General features: G+C 69.2%; 18 protein-coding genes and 2 pseudogenes. 11 read left to right on the top strand and 9 right to left on the bottom strand.

The features are described 5' to 3' along the window. Window positions 1–58 precede the first annotated feature (58 nt). A complete protein-coding gene (locus tag ALLO2_RS05260) occupies window positions 59–751 on the bottom strand; it encodes a M50 family metallopeptidase (RefSeq protein ID WP_011435697.1) in 693 nt (230 codons plus the stop codon). A gap of 225 nt (window positions 752–976) precedes the next feature. On the opposite strand from ALLO2_RS05260, the gene ALLO2_RS05255 reads away from it, so the two are divergent. Continuing rightward, window positions 977–1,735, top strand: coding sequence for a 1-acyl-sn-glycerol-3-phosphate acyltransferase (locus tag ALLO2_RS05255; protein WP_023840554.1), 759 nt, complete (start codon window positions 977–979; stop codon window positions 1,733–1,735). 84 nt (window positions 1,736–1,819) lie between these two features. On the opposite strand, the gene ALLO2_RS05250 is transcribed toward ALLO2_RS05255, so the two are convergent. Further along, window positions 1,820–3,049 (bottom strand): alkane 1-monooxygenase, encoded by a 1,230-nt coding sequence (locus ALLO2_RS05250; RefSeq protein WP_011435695.1) that lies wholly within the window; start codon window positions 3,047–3,049, stop codon window positions 1,820–1,822. 204 nt (window positions 3,050–3,253) lie between these two features. Between ALLO2_RS05250 and ALLO2_RS05245 the strand changes: the two genes are divergently transcribed. Further along, window positions 3,254–3,466, top strand: coding sequence for a hypothetical protein (locus tag ALLO2_RS05245; protein ID WP_051874897.1), 213 nt, complete (start codon window positions 3,254–3,256; stop codon window positions 3,464–3,466). Between the two features lie 102 nt (window positions 3,467–3,568). Beyond that, on the top strand, window positions 3,569–4,471 hold the full coding sequence (locus ALLO2_RS05240) for an AEC family transporter (RefSeq protein WP_011435693.1): 903 nt from the start codon (window positions 3,569–3,571) through the stop codon (window positions 4,469–4,471). Between the two features lie 71 nt (window positions 4,472–4,542). Here ALLO2_RS05240 and ALLO2_RS05235 read toward each other — a convergent pair whose 3' ends face one another. After that, window positions 4,543–5,367 carry a hypothetical protein gene (locus ALLO2_RS05235; RefSeq protein WP_011435692.1) on the bottom strand — a complete coding sequence of 275 codons (825 nt, stop codon included), beginning with the start codon at window positions 5,365–5,367 and terminating at the stop codon, window positions 4,543–4,545. Window positions 5,368–5,725: 358 nt separating this feature from the next. Between ALLO2_RS05235 and ALLO2_RS05230 the strand changes: the two genes are divergently transcribed. Together ALLO2_RS05230 and ALLO2_RS05225 are read left to right on the top strand one after the other, a co-directional pair. Beyond that, on the top strand, window positions 5,726–6,664 hold the full coding sequence (locus tag ALLO2_RS05230) for a proteasome assembly chaperone family protein (protein WP_011435691.1): 939 nt from the start codon (window positions 5,726–5,728) through the stop codon (window positions 6,662–6,664). A gap of 405 nt (window positions 6,665–7,069) precedes the next feature. Further along, entirely contained in the window at window positions 7,070–7,960 is an 891-nt protein-coding gene (locus ALLO2_RS05225; protein WP_023840553.1) for a hypothetical protein, read from the top strand. Here the strand turns inward: ALLO2_RS05225 and ALLO2_RS05220 are convergent. Further along, the gene (locus ALLO2_RS05220) at window positions 7,871–9,550 is read right to left on the bottom strand and encodes a DHA2 family efflux MFS transporter permease subunit (protein ID WP_035730059.1); all 1,680 of its coding nucleotides are present in this window, start codon (window positions 9,548–9,550) and stop codon (window positions 7,871–7,873) included. The two genes, ALLO2_RS05225 and ALLO2_RS05220, sit on opposite strands and share 90 nt — an antisense overlap. A 269-nt stretch (window positions 9,551–9,819) precedes the next feature. Between ALLO2_RS05220 and ALLO2_RS05215 the strand changes: the two genes are divergently transcribed. Further along, window positions 9,820–10,713, top strand: coding sequence for a TetR/AcrR family transcriptional regulator (locus tag ALLO2_RS05215; protein WP_232234893.1), 894 nt, complete (start codon window positions 9,820–9,822; stop codon window positions 10,711–10,713). 3 nt (window positions 10,714–10,716) lie between these two features. Here ALLO2_RS05215 and ALLO2_RS28060 read toward each other — a convergent pair whose 3' ends face one another. The 4 genes from ALLO2_RS28060 to ALLO2_RS05195 form a co-directional block, all read right to left on the bottom strand. Further along, a complete protein-coding gene (locus tag ALLO2_RS28060) occupies window positions 10,717–11,931 on the bottom strand; it encodes a nitrilase-related carbon-nitrogen hydrolase (RefSeq protein ID WP_011435686.1) in 1,215 nt (404 codons plus the stop codon). A gap of 80 nt (window positions 11,932–12,011) precedes the next feature. After that, complete coding sequence (locus ALLO2_RS05205) at window positions 12,012–12,725, bottom strand: MBL fold metallo-hydrolase (protein WP_035730056.1); 714 nt, start codon at window positions 12,723–12,725, stop codon at window positions 12,012–12,014. Continuing rightward, window positions 12,722–13,825, bottom strand: coding sequence for a PHB depolymerase family esterase (locus ALLO2_RS05200; protein ID WP_330218937.1), 1,104 nt, complete (start codon window positions 13,823–13,825; stop codon window positions 12,722–12,724). Before ALLO2_RS05200 ends, ALLO2_RS05205 begins: the two co-directional genes overlap by 4 nt. Window positions 13,826–14,001: 176 nt before the next feature. After that, on the bottom strand, window positions 14,002–14,781 hold the full coding sequence (locus ALLO2_RS05195; RefSeq protein ID WP_011435683.1) for an SDR family oxidoreductase: 780 nt from the start codon (window positions 14,779–14,781) through the stop codon (window positions 14,002–14,004). A 234-nt stretch (window positions 14,782–15,015) separates the two neighbouring features. Between ALLO2_RS05195 and ALLO2_RS24000 the strand changes: the two genes are divergently transcribed. Further along, window positions 15,016–15,276 carry a hypothetical protein gene (locus ALLO2_RS24000; protein ID WP_023840550.1) on the top strand — a complete coding sequence of 87 codons (261 nt, stop codon included), beginning with the start codon at window positions 15,016–15,018 and terminating at the stop codon, window positions 15,274–15,276. 198 nt (window positions 15,277–15,474) lie between these two features. Further along, complete coding sequence (locus ALLO2_RS26190) at window positions 15,475–15,642, top strand: hypothetical protein (protein WP_157902431.1); 168 nt, start codon at window positions 15,475–15,477, stop codon at window positions 15,640–15,642. 171 nt (window positions 15,643–15,813) lie between these two features. Here the strand turns inward: ALLO2_RS26190 and ALLO2_RS05190 are convergent. Beyond that, a pseudogene (locus ALLO2_RS05190) lies at window positions 15,814–16,567 on the bottom strand (helix-turn-helix domain-containing protein); the annotation flags it as partial. A gap of 406 nt (window positions 16,568–16,973) precedes the next feature. On the opposite strand from ALLO2_RS05190, the gene ALLO2_RS05185 reads away from it, so the two are divergent. From ALLO2_RS05185 to ALLO2_RS26920, 3 genes and pseudogenes are all read left to right on the top strand, one after another. Further along, a complete protein-coding gene (locus ALLO2_RS05185; RefSeq protein ID WP_035730050.1) occupies window positions 16,974–17,645 on the top strand; it encodes a GPR1/FUN34/YaaH family transporter in 672 nt (223 codons plus the stop codon). A 730-nt stretch (window positions 17,646–18,375) separates the two neighbouring features. Beyond that, window positions 18,376–18,663, top strand: a pseudogene (locus ALLO2_RS28055) (transposase family protein); the annotation flags it as partial. Between the two features lie 370 nt (window positions 18,664–19,033). Further along, the gene (locus ALLO2_RS26920) at window positions 19,034–19,441 is read left to right on the top strand and encodes a hypothetical protein (protein WP_035730048.1); all 408 of its coding nucleotides are present in this window, start codon (window positions 19,034–19,036) and stop codon (window positions 19,439–19,441) included. The last annotated feature ends 96 nt before the right edge of the window (window positions 19,442–19,537 follow it).

Raw genomic sequence — 19,537 nt, 5'->3', positions numbered from 1 at the left:
TGTGGCACCCGGGTCCGACAGTTCCAGGTTCCGCGCGGAGGTCACCCGAACGCGAAGGTCACCCGAACAGCGTGGCGAGGCCACCGGCCAATGCACCGAGGTTGACCAGGCCGAAGAACCCGACCCAGAGCGTCGGGGGCAGTCCGGTCAACCGCGCGAGCTGATCCGGGTCGGAATCCCCGGCCCGGCGCCGACGGCGCCCCCGCTGCACCTCGATCACCGGGCGGATCGCGCCCAGCAGCAGGAAGCACGCGATGTACGCGGCGAATCCGGCGCGCACGGTCTGCGGCGCGAACCAGGAGACCGCCAGGATTCCCGCGGTACTCCCCAGCACGGACAGGGCCCCGAAACCGTTGCGGATCACGACCAGCATCGCCAGCAGCAGCGCCACGCACAGCTGCAGCAGCAGACTCGTCCGGCCGGTGGCCAGCAGGCCCGCGGCTCCGAGACCGAGCAGAGACGGTGTCGTGTAGCCGGCGGCGACGGTCACGACGACACCCGCACCGGTCGGCCGTCCGGAGGACACGGTTACTCCGGAGGTGTCCGAATGCAGCCGAACGCCGGCCAGGCGGCGCCCCGTCGCGACCGCGGCCAGGGCATGGCCGCCTTCGTGTGCAATTGTTATCACATGTCTGGATATCGGCCATAGGCGGTCGCTGAGTACCGTCAGGGCCGCCAGAATCGCGGCAACGACGAGCACCCACTGCGGCGCCGCCGGCTGCGCCGCAATGCTCCGGCGCAGAATCTCCATTTCCGTCGTCTCTCCCTCATCCGCGCGGTTGGTCCCGCTCCTCCACAGACGCCTGATACGAACATCATCGATCCTGCCCTCACCCCACGCGACGTTGCCTTCCGGTGAAACCGGACCGCGGTATCGCCGGACATCCACGACGACCGGTGTCAGGGGGTGGGGGTAAGGTCGTGTCGCATTCGGCACACCGGGGAGACCGCGAGGAACATCGAGGAGTGGCCCGTCGTGGCGGAGTACGTCTACCGGCCGGTGGTCAGCATGGTGCGGGGACTTTTCGGCGCACTGCGCCTGCGTCTCGACATCCAGGGCACGGAGAACATCCCGGCATCGGGTGGCGGCATCGTCCTGATCAATCACGTCTCGTACCTGGACTTCGCGCTCGCGGGTCTGCCGTTCTGGATCGCGGAGCGTCGGCTGGTCCGGTTCATGGCCAAGAAGGCCGTCTTCGACCACCGGATCAGCGGGCCGCTCATGCGCGGCATGCACCACATCCCGGTCGACCGGGAGGCCGGCGCAGCGTCTCTGCGCCACGCCCTCGACGCACTGCGCGCCGGGGAACTCGTGGGCGTCTTCCCCGAGGCGACAATCAGTCCGAGTTACTGTCTGGCGACATTCAAGACCGGGGCGGCCCGGATGGCCGCTCACACGAAGGTGCCGGTGATCCCGGTGATCCTCTGGGGCAGCCAGCGCATTTTCACCAAGGGGCGGCCCTTCAGACTGCGGGACGCGATCGGTGTCCGCGTCTCGATCACGGTGGGCAGGCCCGTCCAGCCCACGGAACTGGGTAAGGGCCGCGACGGCACGGCGCTGCTGGAGAAGGTGATGAACGAGCTGCTCGACGACGCGCAGCGCCGCTACCCGCGACCCGCGCCGGGCGAGCCGGACTGGTGGCTGCCCGCGCATCTCGGTGGCTCGGCTCCTGATCGGCCGGCCGATCAGGACGCCGCCGAGCAGAGCACCTCCGAGGAATCCGGCCAGAGCTGACAGATCATCCCCGCCGGAATCCTTGCCGACCGACGATCTCGCGGACGGCTCTGCGCTGTTACCGTGCGTTATTCAAGGAAGTGCTCACCCACGAACACCGCCCCGGGACGGAGACCCGTCGACCTCGGTACCGGACGGCGGCGGCCCGGACGGCGACCGGTACCGGGTCAGCAAAGCGGCCCGGCGCGCGGGGTGCAGGTTCGCCCGGCTGACGTCCCCGCCGTAATGCTCGACGACGCGGTCGTCCATCACCCGAAACCACACCGGCGGGAGATACGCCGCGAGCAGGAGCGTGGCGTACCCCGCCGGTAGCTGGGGAGAGGCCTCGAAGGACCGCAGTGCCTGGTAGCGCCGGGTCGGGTTGGCGTGGTGGTCGCTGTGTCGCTGCAACTGGTAAAGCGCCAGATTGCTGATCACGGCGTCGCTGTTCCAGCTGTGCCGGGGGTCGACCTTCTCATAACGCCCGCTCGGAGTCAGCTCCCGGGCCAGGCCGTAGTGCTCGATGTAGTTGACCCCCTCCAACAAGGTGAACCCGAAGGCCGCCTGGGCGACGAGGAAGACGAGTACAGCCGGCCCGAACTCGACGGCCAGCGCCAGGAACAACACCGCGGTGAGCAACCAGCCAAGCACGACCTCGTTGCGCACCGACCAGACCCGTCGGCCGCGCAACCGTAGCCGGGCGGCCTCCAGCGACCAGGCGGAACGCAGGCTGCCGACGACGGTCCGCGGCCAGAACCGCCAGAAGCTCTCCCCCAACCGGGCGCTCGCCGGGTCCGCCGCCGTCGCTACCCGCACGTGATGGCCCCGGTTGTGCTCTACGGAGAAGTGACCGTACGCGGCCGGCGCCAGCATCAACCTCGCCAACCAGCGCTCGAAAATCCCCCGCTTGTGGCCGAGCTCGTGCGCGGTGGTGATGCCCACCCCGGTCACGGTGCCGACCGACACCACCACGCCGATCCGGGCGGACCACGACAGGTCGCCGTTCGTCCAGGCCGAGGCGCCCAGCAGCAGGCCGACGCCCGCCAGCGGCGGGTAGAGATACGTGCACCGGCGGTAGTAACGGTCGGCCTCCAGCGCGGCCCGGATCTCCTCCGGTGGATTGACCGGATCCGGCGGTGTGGTCATGTCGAGCAGCGGAACCAGGACGAAGACGAAGAGCGGGGTGATCCACCAGTGCAGCTCGACACCCGTCCGATGCCACAGGCCGTATCCCACGATGGCCAGCAACGGAACGATGATCGCGGTGAGCCACATGTACCGCTTGCCGTCCCGCCAGGCGAGGCCGCCGGGCGCGGTGAGGACAGGTGCCGCCATCGGTACCTCCGATTTGCCGGCCGGACCGCCGACCGGCGCCGACCGCCACCGCGGGGCGAAAACCCCTGACGGCGCACGATAACTGGACAGTGAGCCTGCCACGTGTCATATACGGTGACAACAGAACGCCGGTCACATCGAGGAGCAGGACCCGTGCAAACAGGTGGCGTGACGCCGTCGCCCGCGGGCCGGCGGTCCCGTTCGATGACCGACTCGCCCCCCTGGATCGGCGGGGTGNTGGTCGGCACTCTGTTGCTGTCCACCGTTGTTCTGATCACGTATACGCTGCTTCCCCTGCCCGGCCAGGAACGTCTGGGTGCGGGCAACTACGTCCTCGCCGCCGTGCTGTTCGCCGCCAACATCCTGCTGCCCCGGCTCCTGCGATGGCACCGGCGCCGCCGGAACCACCGGCCATGATCCATCCGCGCGCCGGTCCCCGCCCCAGGCCGGCCACGTGGCCTGTCCCACGCCCGGCGCATCCCGGCGCCTTCCGGGAACTCCGGCTGCCACGATGGCCGAATGTCCGCACTGATCGTGCTCTTGGTCGGCCTGGTGGCGGGCATCGGGGTCCGGCACCGCGGACGACTGCCTGCGGACACCGCCCACGTGATCAACCTCTGGCTGCTGGACGTGGCCCTGCCCGCTCTGACGCTGCGCGCCATGCACGGCATCGTCTTCCCGCCGAACCTCGCGCTCGTCATCGCCGCGCCCTACCTGCTCTTCGTCCTGACGACGGCCGGCTACGTGCTGGCCGGACGAGCGTTGCGGATGCCGCGGGAGGTCGTCGTCGCCCTGATCGCCACGACCGCGGTGGCGAACACGAGCTTCGTCGGCATCCCGATGGTGACCGCCTTCTTCGGCGCGTCGTCGGTCCCGGTTGCCGTGCTCGTGGATCAGCTCGGTTCCTTCCTACTGCTAAACACGGTGGTCCTCGGGACGGTCACGATCAGTGCCGGCGCATCGCTTTCCCGCGCCGAGCTCGCCCGTCGAGTCCTCACCGCTCCGGCGCTGATCGCCTTGGTGGCCGCGCTCGTCCTGCGGCCGGTGACCTTCCCGGGCTGGCTGAACGCCGCGCTGGGGTCGCTCGGTGGCACCCTCACCCCGCTCGCCCTGTTCTCCATCGGTCTGCAACTCCAGGTGCGTGCGGTCCGGGTGTGGTGGCGGGAGCTGGCCCTCGGCCTCGGCGTCAAGCTGGTCGCCGCGCCCGCGCTCGTGGTGGGGATCTACGCGCTGACGGGGAGCGTCGGAGATCACGACGTGCGGGTGGCCCTCTTCGAGGTGGCGATGCCCCCGATGGTCGCCGGCGCACTCATCGCCGCCCGTCACGAACTCGCGACACCGTTGCCGAGCCTGCTGGTGGGAGTCGGGGTTCCGCTGTCGTTCGTGAGCCTGGTGGTCTGGGCGCTGCTCCTCGGGGCCTGAGGAGGTGGGGGGCCTGAGTCGTGCTCGTCCTCCAGTGGGGTCACCGCTGTAGCGGGCGCCCGGCGTGCTGATCACACCCCACGTGGGCGGGTTGACCATGCGTGCGGCGCACCGGGCGGCACCTCCCACGAGCGCGCGCCGTCGGCGCACGGGGCGAGATGTGTGTCCGCGATGGCGGAGAAATCGCCGAAGAACTTGATTTCCAGCCGCTCGCGACAGACACCTCCCTTGCCGTCCGGCGCGAGACGCAGAAAGTACAGCACGCTCGTACCTCCGGCAGCCGGCCGGTCATGCGGGTTGTAGCCGCCACCGTCCCAGTGGAACTCGGCCCGGGTCCGCAACACCCAGCGCAGTCCCTCGATGATGATCGGATTTGGGTCCGGCAACCGCATCGCGAAGTGCCGCTCGAGCTCGAACACGCGTTCCTGCTCGATGAGCCCGGCCGGTAGTCCAGGTGTCCGCCGGAGCATGAAGATCTCCAACGTGCGGTCCGCGCCCGCATCGGACCGCAGCGCGGCGTGGGTGAGACGCACGTCGAGCAGCTCCGCGCGCACCGCGTAGCGCTCGGCCAGCCGGGCCTTCACGATGACGCTGGGCACCAGCGCGCTCGGCCGCACGCCGAGAGCGGGCAACGCCGCGAGCGCGGCCTCGAAGTCGTCCACGGCGATCAGCAGCGCCGCGTGGTCCAAGACGCAGTACCGTGCCACCAGATCGACGAGGGCCGCCGCCTCGTCAAGGCCGTCGAACAGGCCGGCGAGGAGACCCTCGGTGCGCAACGCGCGCAGCGGCGCGCACACGGCCTCAATCCGGCGCACGTCGACGACGTCCAGACCGCTACCAGGCCGTCCGAGGTCGGGATGCCCCGGTGAGGCCGTGAATCCCTGCGCTTCGATCATCCCGTGCCACCTTCCGCCGCGCGGATGTGCATGACGACCGGACACACCACGCCGATTCGTCCAGTCGGGTTCCTGCTCAGTCGGGTCAGGCCACCTTAGGCCGCTGGGCCTGGCCACCACGGCAGATCCGGCCCTGGAGCGTTCCTGGCAGCCTAGCGGGGTTGAGATAACAGCCCGTCACCACCCACCGGCGAATCGCTCCTTACCGGTAAAATTGTCGCATCACCTGTGTGACGAGGCTCGCTGGCATCCCCGGGCCGCGACAGGCCCGTGGAATAAGCCGGTGGAATGAGGAGGCGCGCGCCACGCTTCTTCCTGACGACGGACGCGACCCGTGGCGTAAGGAGGACCTCAACCCGTGCTTGATCCCGATGCACTTTACGATCTTGCCGAGGACCTGGCCGGCGGTTCGATCGATCTCGGCCGTCCCGTCATGCTGGAGGCGATGACCGGGGTGGTTGACGCTGGCAGCGCGGTCAGCCTGGCCGGCGAGCACCTGATGACCGCGCTCGACCACCGGCTACTCGCCACCTTCGACATCGACCAGTTGCTCGACTACCGGTCCCGCCGGCCGACCATGGTCTTCTCCGAGGATCGCTGGGAGAGCTACGAGGATCCCGTCCTCGCGCTGTACCTGTTGCGGGACGAGGCAGGCACTCCGTTCCTGCTGTTGGCCGGGCCTGAGCCAGATCTGCAGTGGAAGCGGTTCACGGTGGCGCTGCGAGGCCTCGTGGCCCGGCTCGGCGTCCGTCTGACGGTCGGGCTGAACGCGATTCCGATGGCGGTGCCGCACACCCGCCCGTTGGTGGTGAGCGCGCACGCGACCCGTAAGGACCTCATCGTGGGGTACGAGCCCTGGCTGCGCCGGCTACAGGTCCCCGGCAGCGCCGGCCACCTGCTGGAATTCGAGCTCGGGCGGGAAGGCCGGGATGCGATGGGTTTCGCCGCTCACGTCCCGCACTACCTGGCGCAGACGACCTATCCGGCGGCCACCGAGGTCCTGCTGACCTCGGTGTCGAAGGCGACCGGGCTCCTGCTCCCGCTGGACGGGCTGCGCTCCGCCGCGGTTGCCATCCAGGACGAGGTCGACAGCCAGATCGCCAGGGGCGGTGAGGCCGCCGCGCTGGTCAGCGCCCTGGAAGAGCAGTACGACGCCTACCAGCGCGGACGGCGCGGGCCGAGCCTGCCGGCCGCGGACGACGTCCAGCCGCTGCCGACCGCCGACGAACTCGGCGATGCCTTGGAGCGTTTCCTCGCCGAGCAGACCGAACCGGACGGTCCCACCCCGAATCCCTGACCCGGGTCAGGGATTCGGATCCCACCAGCCTGACCGGCCCGCTCCCCACCGAGGTCACCTGCCGCAGCCCGCCCTCCGCGGGCCGCCGTGGAGTGGACCGGTCCCGTGCGTGTGGATTGCGCACGGGTCGAGCCGTCGATCGACCAGACGTGAAGGTGGCGGCGCAGGGAANCCCACACCGCCGATGATCAATCTTTCTATACCATGATCCGAACGCGGTCCGGGTGTGGTTGCATTTAAATTGTGGAAGTAGCTTCTGGTCACCTATGCCAGACCGGGCCAACCGATTGGCTGTACTATTTCGATCCGCTACTCGGAGAGCCAGCCCAGGACGCCTGACAATCGTCTCACTTGATGATCCAGTGACGGAGAGAATCGGACGATGAATCTGCCCGAGACGTCCGCATGACCGCATCCCCCGCCGGACCGGTGCCCACCGCGGCCGGTTCGACGCCGCTCGAGACCGCGGACAGCACGGACCCAGCTGCCGGCACCGACCCGGCCGCCAGCGCGACGCCTGCCGGTCCGGCGGCACCGGCAAACCCGGCGTCACCGCGCGATCCGGAGCCGACGGTCGATCCTGCGCAGACAGCCGATTCCGGGAATCCCGTACCTGCCGTGGCCCCGACGGCCGGCGCCTCGGCGGCCGGACCCACCATGCGCGAGCGGTACCGCTACCTGCGTAAACCAATGCGCACCGCCCTGTTGGCAGTGCATGTGCTGGTGAGTGTCGGCTGGAATGGCGTGGCGTTCGCGCAGCTCGTCCTGGCTTCGACCGCAGCGGCCGATGCCGGTCTTCGGCACTCCGCATATGAGCTCATGCACGTCGTTGACCGGGTCCTCAATATCCCGCTCGCTCTACTCGCCCTGACCACCGGGGTGGTGATCTCGGTAAAGACGAGGTGGGGACTGCTGCGGCACTGGTGGGTGGCGACAAAACTCGTCATCACCGTCGTTGCCGTGATACTCGGCAGCTCCATGATGCGCCCGTTGGTCGTGCGGGCCGGACATGCGACGGATGGGGGGGAGGTCGCCTACGCGGCTCCGACCGTCGCGATCATCCTCGGCGCCAGTGTGATGAACGTCCTGTTCATCACGGCGACGGTGCTGTCCATCGCGAAGCCTTGGGGAAAGACTCCTCGGGGCCGGCGAGCGATGCGCCGCGCCGGGGCGGCTCCCCTGTCCACGCGGCCGGGCCTGCCGGCGTCATCCGCGCCACTGGCCACCGCCTCGGCCGCCACGGGGAGCGGGGACCCGGTACTCCCGACCATCGTGGCGGTTCCCCTCGGCCCCTGAGACGGCGGCGCGGCGGCCGGGAGAAGTTTCATGGCTCTTCAGCTCCCCGTGGTCGCCCGACCGGCGACGGGTGGGGACGGCCCCGGCCGGCCGCGGGAGCTCGACCGGCGGGCCTGACGGGGCGGGCTGCTCCGCGCCGGCTGGCCGTCCCGGCAGCAGAAAGGCGAACGGTGCGGCGAGGACCGTGGACCCGAGGGTCCACCAGAACGCCGTACCGAAGGCGCCGGCCAGCGCCACCGGATCGGCGGGTCCGGTCCCGGCGGGTCGGCCGGTGATCTGGTGGGACAGCACCACGGCGAGGATGGCCGTCCCGAGTGAGCCGCCGATCTGCTGGAAGATCCGCCCCGCGGAGGTGGCGCGCGGAATCTCCTCCCGGCGCAGCCCGTGGTAGGCAGAGGACATCACCGGGATGAGCGCCATGGCCAGCCCGATGCCGCGGACCGTCAGGGAGACCCCGAGCAGCACCTCGCTGGTGTCGGCGGCGACCTGTGTATACGCAACCGATCCCAGCGCGCTGAGCAGAAGGCCGACCAGAACGAACAACCGCGGGCTGCGCCGGTCCGCCACCCGGCCCAGCACAATCAGGGCGATCATCATCCCCAACCCCTGCGGGGCGAGGAGCAGGCCGGCGGCGGCGGCACTGCGGCCACGGGCCTGCTGCTCGTACAGGGGCAGCAGGAACATCGCCCCGAACAGCGAGATCCCGAACAGGAACATCATCCCCGATGAACCGGCGAAGGCCCGGGACCGGAACAGCCGCAGGTCGATGATCGGTTCGACGGCGGTCCGCAGGGCATGCACCGTGAACAGAACGAGCAGGGCCGCGCCGAGGGCCAGCGGCACGATCACCCGCACACCCGTGAAGTCACCCTGCCGGCCGGCCACGGAGAAGCCGTAGACGATCGCGGCCAGCCCCGGGGACAGCAACGCGAACCCGAGAGCGTCGAAGCGATGCCGCCCGGGAGTCCGCACATCCGGCATCCCCAGCCAGGCCAGGACCAGCCCGATCAGGCAGACCGGCACGTTGATNAAAAAGATCCAACGCCAGTCGAGATCGTCGACGATCAGCCCGCCGATGACCGGCCCGAGCACGGGAGTGACCAGCGCGGGCNCCCCCNCCGCCGCCATCAGGCGGCCCAGCCGTTCCGGCCCGGCCGCCTGCGCGATGATCGTCTGCATCAGAGGCAGAAGCAGGCCGCCGCCGAGGCCCTGCACGATCCGGAAGGCGATGAGACTGCCGGCCGACCATGCCGCCCCACACAGCGCCGAGCCGACGAGGAACAGGACCAGCGACAGCAGCCACATCCGCTTGGCGCCGAACCGCTCGGCTGACCAGCCGGTCACCGGGATCACCATGGCGAGCGCGAGCAGGTAACCGGTACTCACCCACTGGATTGTCGAGATTCCGACGTTGAAGGATCGGGCGAGGGTGTTGATCGCCACGGAGGTGATCGTCGCATCGAGCTGCACCACGACCGCACCGACGAGGACGATCCCGGCGAGACGGATCAGCGCCGGATCGAGCCGATCTCCGCTACCGCCCGTCATGCCCCCGCCCGCCGCGGCGGGCGCCTGGGTCTGCGCTGCCATCACAACCTCCGTACGACCCGAGCAGGATCATCCGCCGCGAACTGGGGCGAGTCGGACCAGGCGCCCGGGAATAGTCCTGGTCGAGCCGCACCCCGCCGACGATACACCGTATCGCTTTCGCTACGCCGTACCTTTGTCCGTACGGTGTAGCCGCCGGACCCGACCGTGTAATCTCGCTGACCACGTAACCTCGCTGTATGTGCGGATCGAGGGGAGCGTGGAACGNCCCGTCGNCNCCGGCCGNCCCNCCCGCCGCGCCCGCCCCGGAGTTGATCTCCCGCACCGACCCGGACGGGCCCGTCACAACCGCCGGGTCGGGCGACCCGGGCGGGCCGCACACGCCCCAACGTCGCCTGAAGCCCGCGGCTGCGACCGGCTTCGCCCCGTCTCCCGCCCGCCCGGCCGCTCCCCCGACGGCGCTACCGACCGCTCCCCCGACGGCGCCGCCGCACGTCGAGGAATGCGACAGCCCGATGAAGGGCCTGTTGTGGACCCGGCCCGTAGCGCGCCAGAAGCCCCGGCTGAGCCGGGAGGCCATCGTCGACGCGGCGATCACCCTGGCCGACACGGAAGGACTCGACGCCGTCTCTATCCGCCGGGTCGCGGCAGTTCTCGGCGTCCGGCCGATGAGCCTGTACTCCCACATCGCCCGCAAAGACGATCTTCTCGATCTGATGAGCGACCGGATCGCTGCCGAGATCCTCGTCCCCGACCCGCTGCCCGCCGACTGGCGCGACGCCCTGCGTGCCATCTCCCATCAGACCCGGGCCAGCTGCCTGCGCCATCCCTGGATGCTGACCACGTTCGCCGGACGGCCGCACTACGGACCGAACGCGCTGCGCCACGCCGAGCAGTCGGCCGCAGCGGTCGCCAGGCTGCCCGTGCCACCTCGCCGGAAGATCGCGATTCTGCGCGCGGTCGACACGTACACGATCGGGCACGTTCTCGCCGAACTGCGGGCGCGGGACCTCCACTCCCGGACCGACGTCGACAAGGTCGAGCTGACCACCTACCTCCGCGGCCTGATCGCCACCGGCGACTATCCCTTCCTCGCGCAGTTGGGTCCGGGCAACATGACGATCATGGGTGACGACGCGCAGGAGGACTTCGCCGACGGGCTGGAATGGCTGCTGGTCGGCATCACCGCGGCGATCGAGTCCTGAGGGTCAGACGCTGCCGAGCACGCGGGTGATCCGCACCTCCACGACGACACGCCGGGGATTGGCCCGCGGCGCGCGGTAACGCTGCGCATAGCGGAACTCGGCGTCGGCCACACTCGCCGGATCATCCCGGAGCACGGCCAGTCCCTCCAGCGTCGACCAGCGTCGGCCGTCGATCTGGCAGAGCCCGACGGGGGTGCCGTGGGCCGGTCCCGCCGCGATCAGACGGGCCTTGCGGGACCGGGCCGATGTGATCACCCGGGCGATGCCCGCCGCCGGATCAAGTGTCGCGCCGACGGCGACCACGTGCGGGCTGCCATCCGGCCGGACGGTGGTCAGGCTGCACAGGTGCCGCTCTCGCCAGAAGTCAAGAAAGGCCTTGCCACGCCCGGCCAGGTCGAGCAGATGCGCGGGGTCAAGCCGGTTCTGGTGGTCGACCCCGAGCCGGCGATGCGTGAGCACCGGGAACTCGGCACGAACGGCGGCCGGTCGGGACGGGTCCAGCTCCGCGCGCACCGTGGTGGGCCGCGGGCCGGCCTCGGCGAGCACCTCTCCCCACGGATCGACGACGACGCTCGCCCCGGCCATCTCCCGGCCCGCCTGGCGGCCCGCGGCGTTGCAGGCGACGAGATACACCTGGTTCTCGATGGCCCGGGTCCGGGTGAGCACGCGCCAGTGGTCCAGCCTGGCCAACGGCCAGGCCGATACCACCACCACGATCTCGGCACCGCCCTCGGCCAGCAGCCGGAACAGCTCGGGAAACCGGAGGTCGTAACAGGTCGCCAGCCCGACGATGCCGAGTTCGGTGGGGACGGTTCCGACCGTGGCACCCGGCGTCAGCAACCGGGCCTCCGCGGAGCCGTAGCCGAACAGGTGCACCTTGCGGTACGCATGCCGGATCATCCCGTCCGGACCGATCAACACGGTCGTGTTGAAAAGCCGTCCGTCGGCGGACCGTTCCACGATGCTGCCGGCCACCAGGTGGCATCCGCGTTCCCGGGCGGCCTCCCGCAGGGCGGTGACCGTCGGCCCGGTCAACGCCTCCGCCTCCGCCTCGTACCGATCGAAGTGAAAATAGCCGGTGACCCATAGTTCGGGGAGGACGACCAGGTCCGCCTGGGTCTGCCGGATCTCCCCCAGCACCCTGCGCACCCGGTCCGCCGCGTTCTCCTCGTCGGGACAGCCGAGCTGCAGGACGGCGGCACGGACCGGGGCTGTCATACGGGGCTCCTCGCCTTGTCGACCATGCGGTTCCGCAAACACGAGGGTCTTCCCGGCGGCGACCCGGTCGACCGCGGGATTCAGGACAGGCCCAGCATCGCCTTCCACTGCTGGGCGCTCGTCGGCCGGAAGACGTGGTTCATCCGCTTGACCACCGCAAGGTCCTCCGACGCCTGCGGAGAGTACTGGTGGCCGGGGAAGACGGTGGTGGTGTCCGGCAACGCGGCCAACCGACGCAGGCTGTCGTACATCAGTCCCGCGTCGCCGCCGGGCAGGTCCATCCGGCCGCAGCCCTCGAGGAACAGGGTGTCTCCGGCAACGAGCCGATCGTCGACGAGGAAACACTGGCTGCCGGGGGTGTGGCCAGGGGTGTGCAGCAGCCGCACGGGGATCTCCCCGACCGNCNCCACATCGTCGTCGTCATGCNCGACCAGANCGGCCGNGGAGNCCTCGGTCGCCCGCCGTACCCACTCCGCCTCGGCCCGGTTCACGTGAATCGGGACGNTCTGCCGGCCGAGCAACTGGCGGACACCCTCGATCTCCAGGCCGAACGCGTTTCCACCGATGTGATCGGCGTGGTAGTGGGTGACGAGCGCGCCGGTGAGCCGCATACCGTCGGCGGCCAGCAGGTTGAGCAGGTCGTCGACCTTGTAGGCGGGATCGACGACCAAGGCCTCGCCGGTCTCGCGGTCACCCACGAGGTAGACGAAGTTGACCATCTGGGTACCGACCGGATCGCCGACGGCGAAGTCGCGGCCGGACAACAGTTGACGGAAGTACAGGCGATCGGTCACCCCGCCAGCCTACGAAGGTCCGGCCCACGGCGGGGCGAGTTGCTCACCAGGGCTACCCGCGGCGGCATGACGGGNGAATGATCCATGTGGTGCACGGTGAAGAAGTCCAGGATCGCGCCGGTGGCGTCGAAGGACCGGCCGGCGGCCGAGTCGGACCGGTCCCGGCGGGCCTCCGGGCTGGCCGGCCACAGATGCGTGCCCCCGGTCACCGTGTCGAGCCGAACCTCGGCACCCCCGAGGCAGTCGACGTACCGCAGGATGATCACTTCGCCTCTGGGCTCGGTCAGCACCGGCGTCGGATTGCAGCCGTAACGGTCGGCGTATGCGCGGATCACCGCCGGAGCCGGCGAGATGTGCGCGGGTCCGCCCGCCACCGCGCCACCCGCATAGGGCACGGACGGATCGGCGGTGCCGTGCACGGCCATGGTCGCCGGGGTACGTCCGGGCGGGCAGCGGACCTCGAACGTCGAGGAGACCATCGCCACGGCCGCGAATCGACCGGATCTGCACACCAGCGCGGCGGCGAACTCGGCACCGTTGGAATGCCCGGCGGCGTAGACAGCACGGTCGTCCAGGCAGAACCGCGCATCCAGATCATCCAGCAGAGCATTCACGAAACCAAAGTCATCCGCCTTACCCGGCTCCCCGAGGGTGTTCCAGCGTCGTGGTGTCCCCAACGCGTCCGGGGTCACCACGATGAAACCGCGGTCGCCGCCCAGGGCGCCCATGCGGGAACGCTGCTCTTCCAACTCCTTATCGGCCTTGAAACCGTGGAAGTCGAAGATCAACGGATAGGCGTGACGCCCGTCGTGACCCACCGGCAGTGTCAACCGGTAGTAGCGACGGACTCCACCCAGAACCAGGGAATGTGCCCCCGAGAGCAGCGGGACCGCCGGCCGCGGTGAGACGCAGGAGGAGCCCGCGGTCGATATTCCCGAGCCGGCAGCGAAACGTCGCGGCACTGCCTTGTCAGAGACGCTGCCGGAGACGCCGGACGAGCCCGCGAAACCGTGCACCAGCTGGACGACAATGACCAGTGTCAGCGCGACGACACCCGGCACGGCGAGATGCCAACGTGCTGGCGGCGGTTTCCGGGACACCGCACCCACGGTACGGACCAGACCAGGCCGAAGGAATACATCGCCGCGACGCCTGCGCGACACCGTCGATTCCCGATGTCGGGACGGCAACCACACCGGCAACCACACCGGCGGCGGACCCGGCGGTGGACCCGGTCGAAACCCCGCGCGCCGGTTGATCGGCCGGCCGTCTGCCGTCAGGCTACCGGGCTGAGGCCGCCATCGAGGTTGATCGTCGCACCCGTGATGTAGGCGGCCCGCGCGGAGAGCAGGAACGCGACCAGATCGGCGAACTCCTGGGCCCGGCCCACCCGACCGAGCGGGATTCCGGAGGTCCGCCCCATCCGTTCGTACAGCTCGTCGACCGTGATGTTCTCTCGGGCCGCCGCCCGATCCCACTGCCCGCTCTCCACCAGGCCGATCAGCACCGCGTTGACCCGGATCCGGTCCGGGCCGAGCTCCTTGGACAGGGCCTTGGTGAGCGCGAGGCCCGCGGCCCGGGTGACGGAGGTCGGGGTGGAACCGGCGCTGGGGGCTCTGGCCGCCACGGACAGTGAGTTCACGATGCCGCCACCGCCCGCGCGCCGCAGGTACGGCAACACCAGCCGGGAGGCCCGGATCGCCGCGTGCAGCTTCAGCTCCAGATCGGCGTTCCAGACCTCGTCGGTCTGGTTCTCGAACGTACCGCCCGCGCTGGCGCCGGCGTTGTTCACCAGGGCGTCGACGGCGTTCCAGCGGTCGACGGCGGTGGCGACGAAACGTTCGAGGTCAGTGATGCTGGTCACATCGGCAGGTACGGCGAGAACCTCGCCACCGCCGGCCTGCGCCTGCCCGGCGACCTCCCGCAGCCGCGTCTCGTCGCGCCCGCAGAAGGCCACCCGCGCCCCCTCGGCGGCCAGCGTCCGCACCAGGGCGGCTCCCAGCCCGTTCGAGCCGCCGGTCACCAGCACCACCTTGCCCGCCAGCTGAAGATCCATCCCGCTCCTGTCGCCTCGCTCCGGTCGCAGTTTTCGATGAGGCAGGCCAGCCGCGGCCGGCCGGCAGNCCGCCCGACCATCCGCGACGGGCGCCACCGGTCCTGACGACCTGGGCAGCTACCGGGTGATCGGCCCGCCGTTCCCATCGATCGACATGATGAACATACCGAGGGCGGAAGATGCGATCAGCATCCACCCGGTCTAACGTCGGGACCGGCGAGAGGGGGCGGGACGATGGCCAGGTGCGACACCTGCGGTAACGACTACTGGATGTCGTTCGAGGTGCAGGTTATAAGTGGCGAGAAATACACCTTTGACTGCTTTGAATGCGCTGTGGCAAAACTTGCCCCCCGCTGCGAACATTGCGACTGCCGCATTATCGGGCACGGCGTCGAGGTATCCGGGCGGTTCTTCTGCTGCGCCCACTGTGCCCGGGTTTCGGACGGCCGCCTCGGTGCCGAGCTCCGCGACACCGTCGGCACGCATCCGGGCTGATCCGGACCGGATGCGCTCCAGCCGACCCGGATCAGCCCGGCGGCCCGCCACCCGCCCGCGGAGCGGCCATCGACATCACCGAGACAACTCCGAGAAATATCGTTTCTACTCTCTGTAGACGGACATACGGGTCCGAGAGGGTACCATGCCTAACGAGTCGACGCCCTCGTCCGCTTCGCCGACGGCGTCGGCAGCCAGGTGATCGCCGATGGTGCGGAGACCGCCGACGAGCTCGCCGCGGTGGTCGGGGTGTCGACCGGGGTGTCCGGGGTGCCGCCGCGTCCTGTCGGACACACCTTGGCGGCGTCACGACATCAGAGCGCGAAATGGGTACGCAGCGCGTCCTCCAGTTCCCCTGACGTCTGAAGGCGTCAGTCCCCTCGGGAGTTTCTGATGGATGCCGCCTCGCTGGCAAGGATCTCCTCCATACGTTCAGAGATGTCCCGCCGACCACTGTGGCCGGGGCGCCACGAGCACCAAGCACACGCCGACCGTTAGCGCGGTGTCCATAAATGTTCGCTGGGTTGGGTTAGGCGGCTTGGGTGCGGGGCGTCCCCAGCGTTGCTGGCGTTCAGAGCGGACGCGGGCGCGTTCGCGGCGTTGCGCGGCCAAGACGGGCGGGGTAGCGGGCCGTCGGCGTTGCGCCCGCGCGGGTAGGCCTGCGGTTCGCGGGCGAGCACGGTGTGGTTGGGGTGGTCGGAGCTGGCGATGACGACGGTGCGCACCGGGCCGAACTGGTCGAAGGCGAAGCAGCGGTTCGGGCAGGTGGCGGTCAGGTACTCGATCCGGTCGAGTTTCCCTCCTTGTCCGGATCGGTGAACTCCTTCCAGGTTCTCGTCCGTTGGAAGGAGATCCGGTGGTGGCCCAAGAGCTGACGCAGCCGTTCCCGGCCGACGGTGACGACCCGGTCGGGGTTGTCGCCCAGGTAGTCGGCGAGTTTACGCAGGCTCCAGTGCGTGAACGGCCGCCCCAGTTTCGTGGGACGGGTCCGGGCCANCGCGATGATGAACGCCTCGTCTTCACAGCTGATCCGGCGGGGACGGCCTCCGGCCCACCGAGGGTCCAGGCAGGCCAGACCGATCTCGTTGAACCGGTGGATCACATCCCGGACCGTGCCCTCGTCAGCGGCAACCAGCCGGGCGATCGCCGGCACCGTCGTCCCGCCGGCCGATGCCATGATGATCGTCGCCCGACGGGCCCGGACCGAGGAGTGCGTCCCCCGCCGCACGATCGCCTGCACCTGGCGGCTTTCCTCCCCGGTCAGCCGCCGCGCCCGCACACGCTGTGCCATACGCCCACCTCCCGGCACCGGTCACACACGTCGGTACCGACAGTGCACATCCCGCCCCCGGGCAGCGCCAGCCCCACCCGGCGCCTCCCGACCCAGCAAACGTTTATGGACATCACACTGGCGATGACGATCAAGATTTCGGGTTTGACGAAGTCGAATGCGCCTTCAGGTTGAAGGAAACCAAGGAGGAAGGCATTATTAAACCCCGCGTTCGTTTCGCGTAGCCCGCTGCGTGACACGACGGCAAGCAACCCCAGCAAAACTGGGAAGGCCGGACACTGCCTCACCGACATAGGACGGGGACGGCGTAGTCCCCCACGGCACGTCCGGCCCTCCTCCACCCCCTGCACCCGCAGTACACACGGCGGGCCGCCTCGGAAACGGCCCCTTCAGGAGGATGATCCCGATGACCACCAGCACTGACAGCGCCACCGTCGCCACCCACTCACAGCCGTTACCAAACGAAGCCGAGGCGTTACCCACTCCGCCGCCCCTCAGCCCGCTGCGCGGCAACCCGGGCGTGATCGGTATCCCCACCTTCATCGCCGGGGCCGTCGGCCTCGGGCTGGTCGACACCGGGTGGCTTCCGCCCGCCGCGGCCGGCGCAGCCATACCCGTTATCATGACCGCCACCACCGTCGGTCTCCTGATCTCCGCGATCTGGGCGGCGGCGCTCGGGCAGAACGCCGCGGCCAGCCTGTTCGCAGTGTTCTTCGGGTTCTACGGCAGCTACGCCGCGTTCGTCCTCGGTCTCGGCCACAACTGGTACAACANCCCCGCCGATCAGGCCACCAGGAGCACCGAGCTGTGGCTCATCAGCTGGCTGGTCACCATCGTCCTGTTCACCGTGGCCACCCTGCGCCTGCCCAGCAGCTACACTCTGCTGCTCGGGCTCGTTGACGTCGCGCTGGTGCTGCTGCTACTCGGCACCATCAACACCAGCACCGCCCTCACCCACGCCGGCGGCTACGTCGTGTTCGCCTTCATCGCGGTCGCGGTCTACCTGTACCTCGACCTCATGTTCACCGAGACCGGCGGGAAGGGNCTGCCGCNCGGCAAGCCGGNCATCTCCGGATAGCATGCCGCGATACGATTGCCATAGATAGCCGGGCCGACGCGTACTGATGAAAATTTCTTGCACCTGCCATCAGATTCATAATCGACATTGGTGATTGCGATCCGGTTCACCGAGCAGGTAAATGGAGAGGCCGATGGGAATCGTCATCAACGTCGAAAATGGTGGCACGTTCACCGATGATTCCATCCCCGAGCCAACGGCCATAACGCCATAACACCAAAAAGAACAAAGAACAAGCGACAAAGATCAATTTCGCCTGAACGGCCAGGCAGTGCTGGCCACTGGTGGCGCCCGCGGCATCGACACCGAGCCTGCTCGGGTTCTCGCAGCTGCGGGCGCCACCGTGTGGAAACCGACATGACAGAGTCATTGAGCCTTTTCAAAGTTGGTTGTTCTAATGGCCCTCGCTAGCGAGGACGAGGACGGCCTGGGCGAAGGTGCCGACGCGGCGTGGGCAGCCACGGAAACGGTCGAATATGTGCCAGTTCTTGAGGACCGCGAATCCTCGTTCGCCTTGTGAGCGGGTGGTGGCGTGGGTCCGGTTCAGGACTCTTGCACGAACGCGGTTTGACGGGAATAGGCGTTCCTTCCGTTTCGGGTGATCGGTGACGGTAGAGGGGTTTTGCGCTGGGCTGTGGGCACGGCTGGGCCACGTGTCGTAGGCGAAGAAGCAGGCACGCCGCTTGTAGATCACTGGGATGTCTGAAGTCCTCGTGGTCTGGAGTGCGGCGTGCCTGTGGGCGCATTGTCGCGCGATGCCGCCGGTGTGCCGGGNGCTGGCGAGGTGTCGCGTGAGGGAATCTGGGAGCGGTTGGATCGGGTGACCGATCCACGGTCGACGCGGGGGCGGGTGTATTCGTGGCTGTGCCTGGCCGCGGTGTGGCTGTGCTCGCTGACGGCTGCGGGGCACCACCGGGTGTCGGCGGTCCGGGCGTGGCTGGCGCGGACCAGCGGCGCCGAACGTGCGCGGCTGCGGCTGCCCTGGGACCCGTTCGCCGGATGGCGGCTGCCGAGCACGGCGACGATCCACTGCTTCCTTCAGGCCGTGGACGACGGTGAGCTCGCCGTGGCTCTGCTCGATCCGCCGTTGGACCCGGACCCGCCCGCCGAGCAGGGGGACGATACCGACCAGCGAACCGAACCGTCCGCTGCCCCGGTGGATCCGGGCCACGGCTGCCAGCCGGTGGAGTCGGCGGTCGCCCTCGACGGGAAGACGAGCCGGCACGCGAAGCGCGCTGACGGGTCCAAGGTGCACCTTGTCGGCGTGGCCAGCCACGGCGACGGACGGCTACTCGCCCAGGTCGAGGTCGAGGCCAAGACCAACGAGACCGCGGTGTTCCGTCGGTTACTGCGGCCGCTGGACCTGACGAACGTGCTGGTCACGGCCGATGCTCTGCACACGGTCCGCGCGAATCTCGACACGCGGTCCAGGCGATCCGTCCGCACCGCTGGCGCCGGGAGAAAGGACGGCCGGCTTCCCGGGAGAGCGTCTATGCCCTCACCAGCCTCAGCTTCGCCCAGGCCGGGGCCGCGCTGCTCGCGGCCACTGGCACATCGAAACCGGCAACAAGCAGCCCAAGACCTACCTACGCGGCCCAGGGAAGGTCCTGCGCTCCAAGCACCCCGACACCGTCTACCAGGAAATCTGGGGCTACCTGCTCACCCACCACGCGATCAGCGCCCTGAGGTGTCGGGCCGCAACCGCCGCCGGGATCGACCCCGACCGGATCAAGTTCCCGCGCACCGTAATGATCATCCGCGACCGGGTCGTCACCGACCCGGTTTTTCCCCCCTGATGACCAGCATCACCGTGTGCTGCGGCCACTCGCCGCCGACATCACCCGGCCAACGCGGCACCCAGCACAATGCGCCACCCACGATCAGGTTCGCCA

Source organism: Frankia sp. Allo2 (assembly GCF_000733325.1).
GTDB lineage: Bacteria > Actinomycetota > Actinomycetes > Frankiales > Frankiaceae > Frankia > Frankia casuarinae.
Note: the sequence above shows the minus strand (reverse complement) of the source record. Positions and strands in the feature narration are given on the sequence as shown.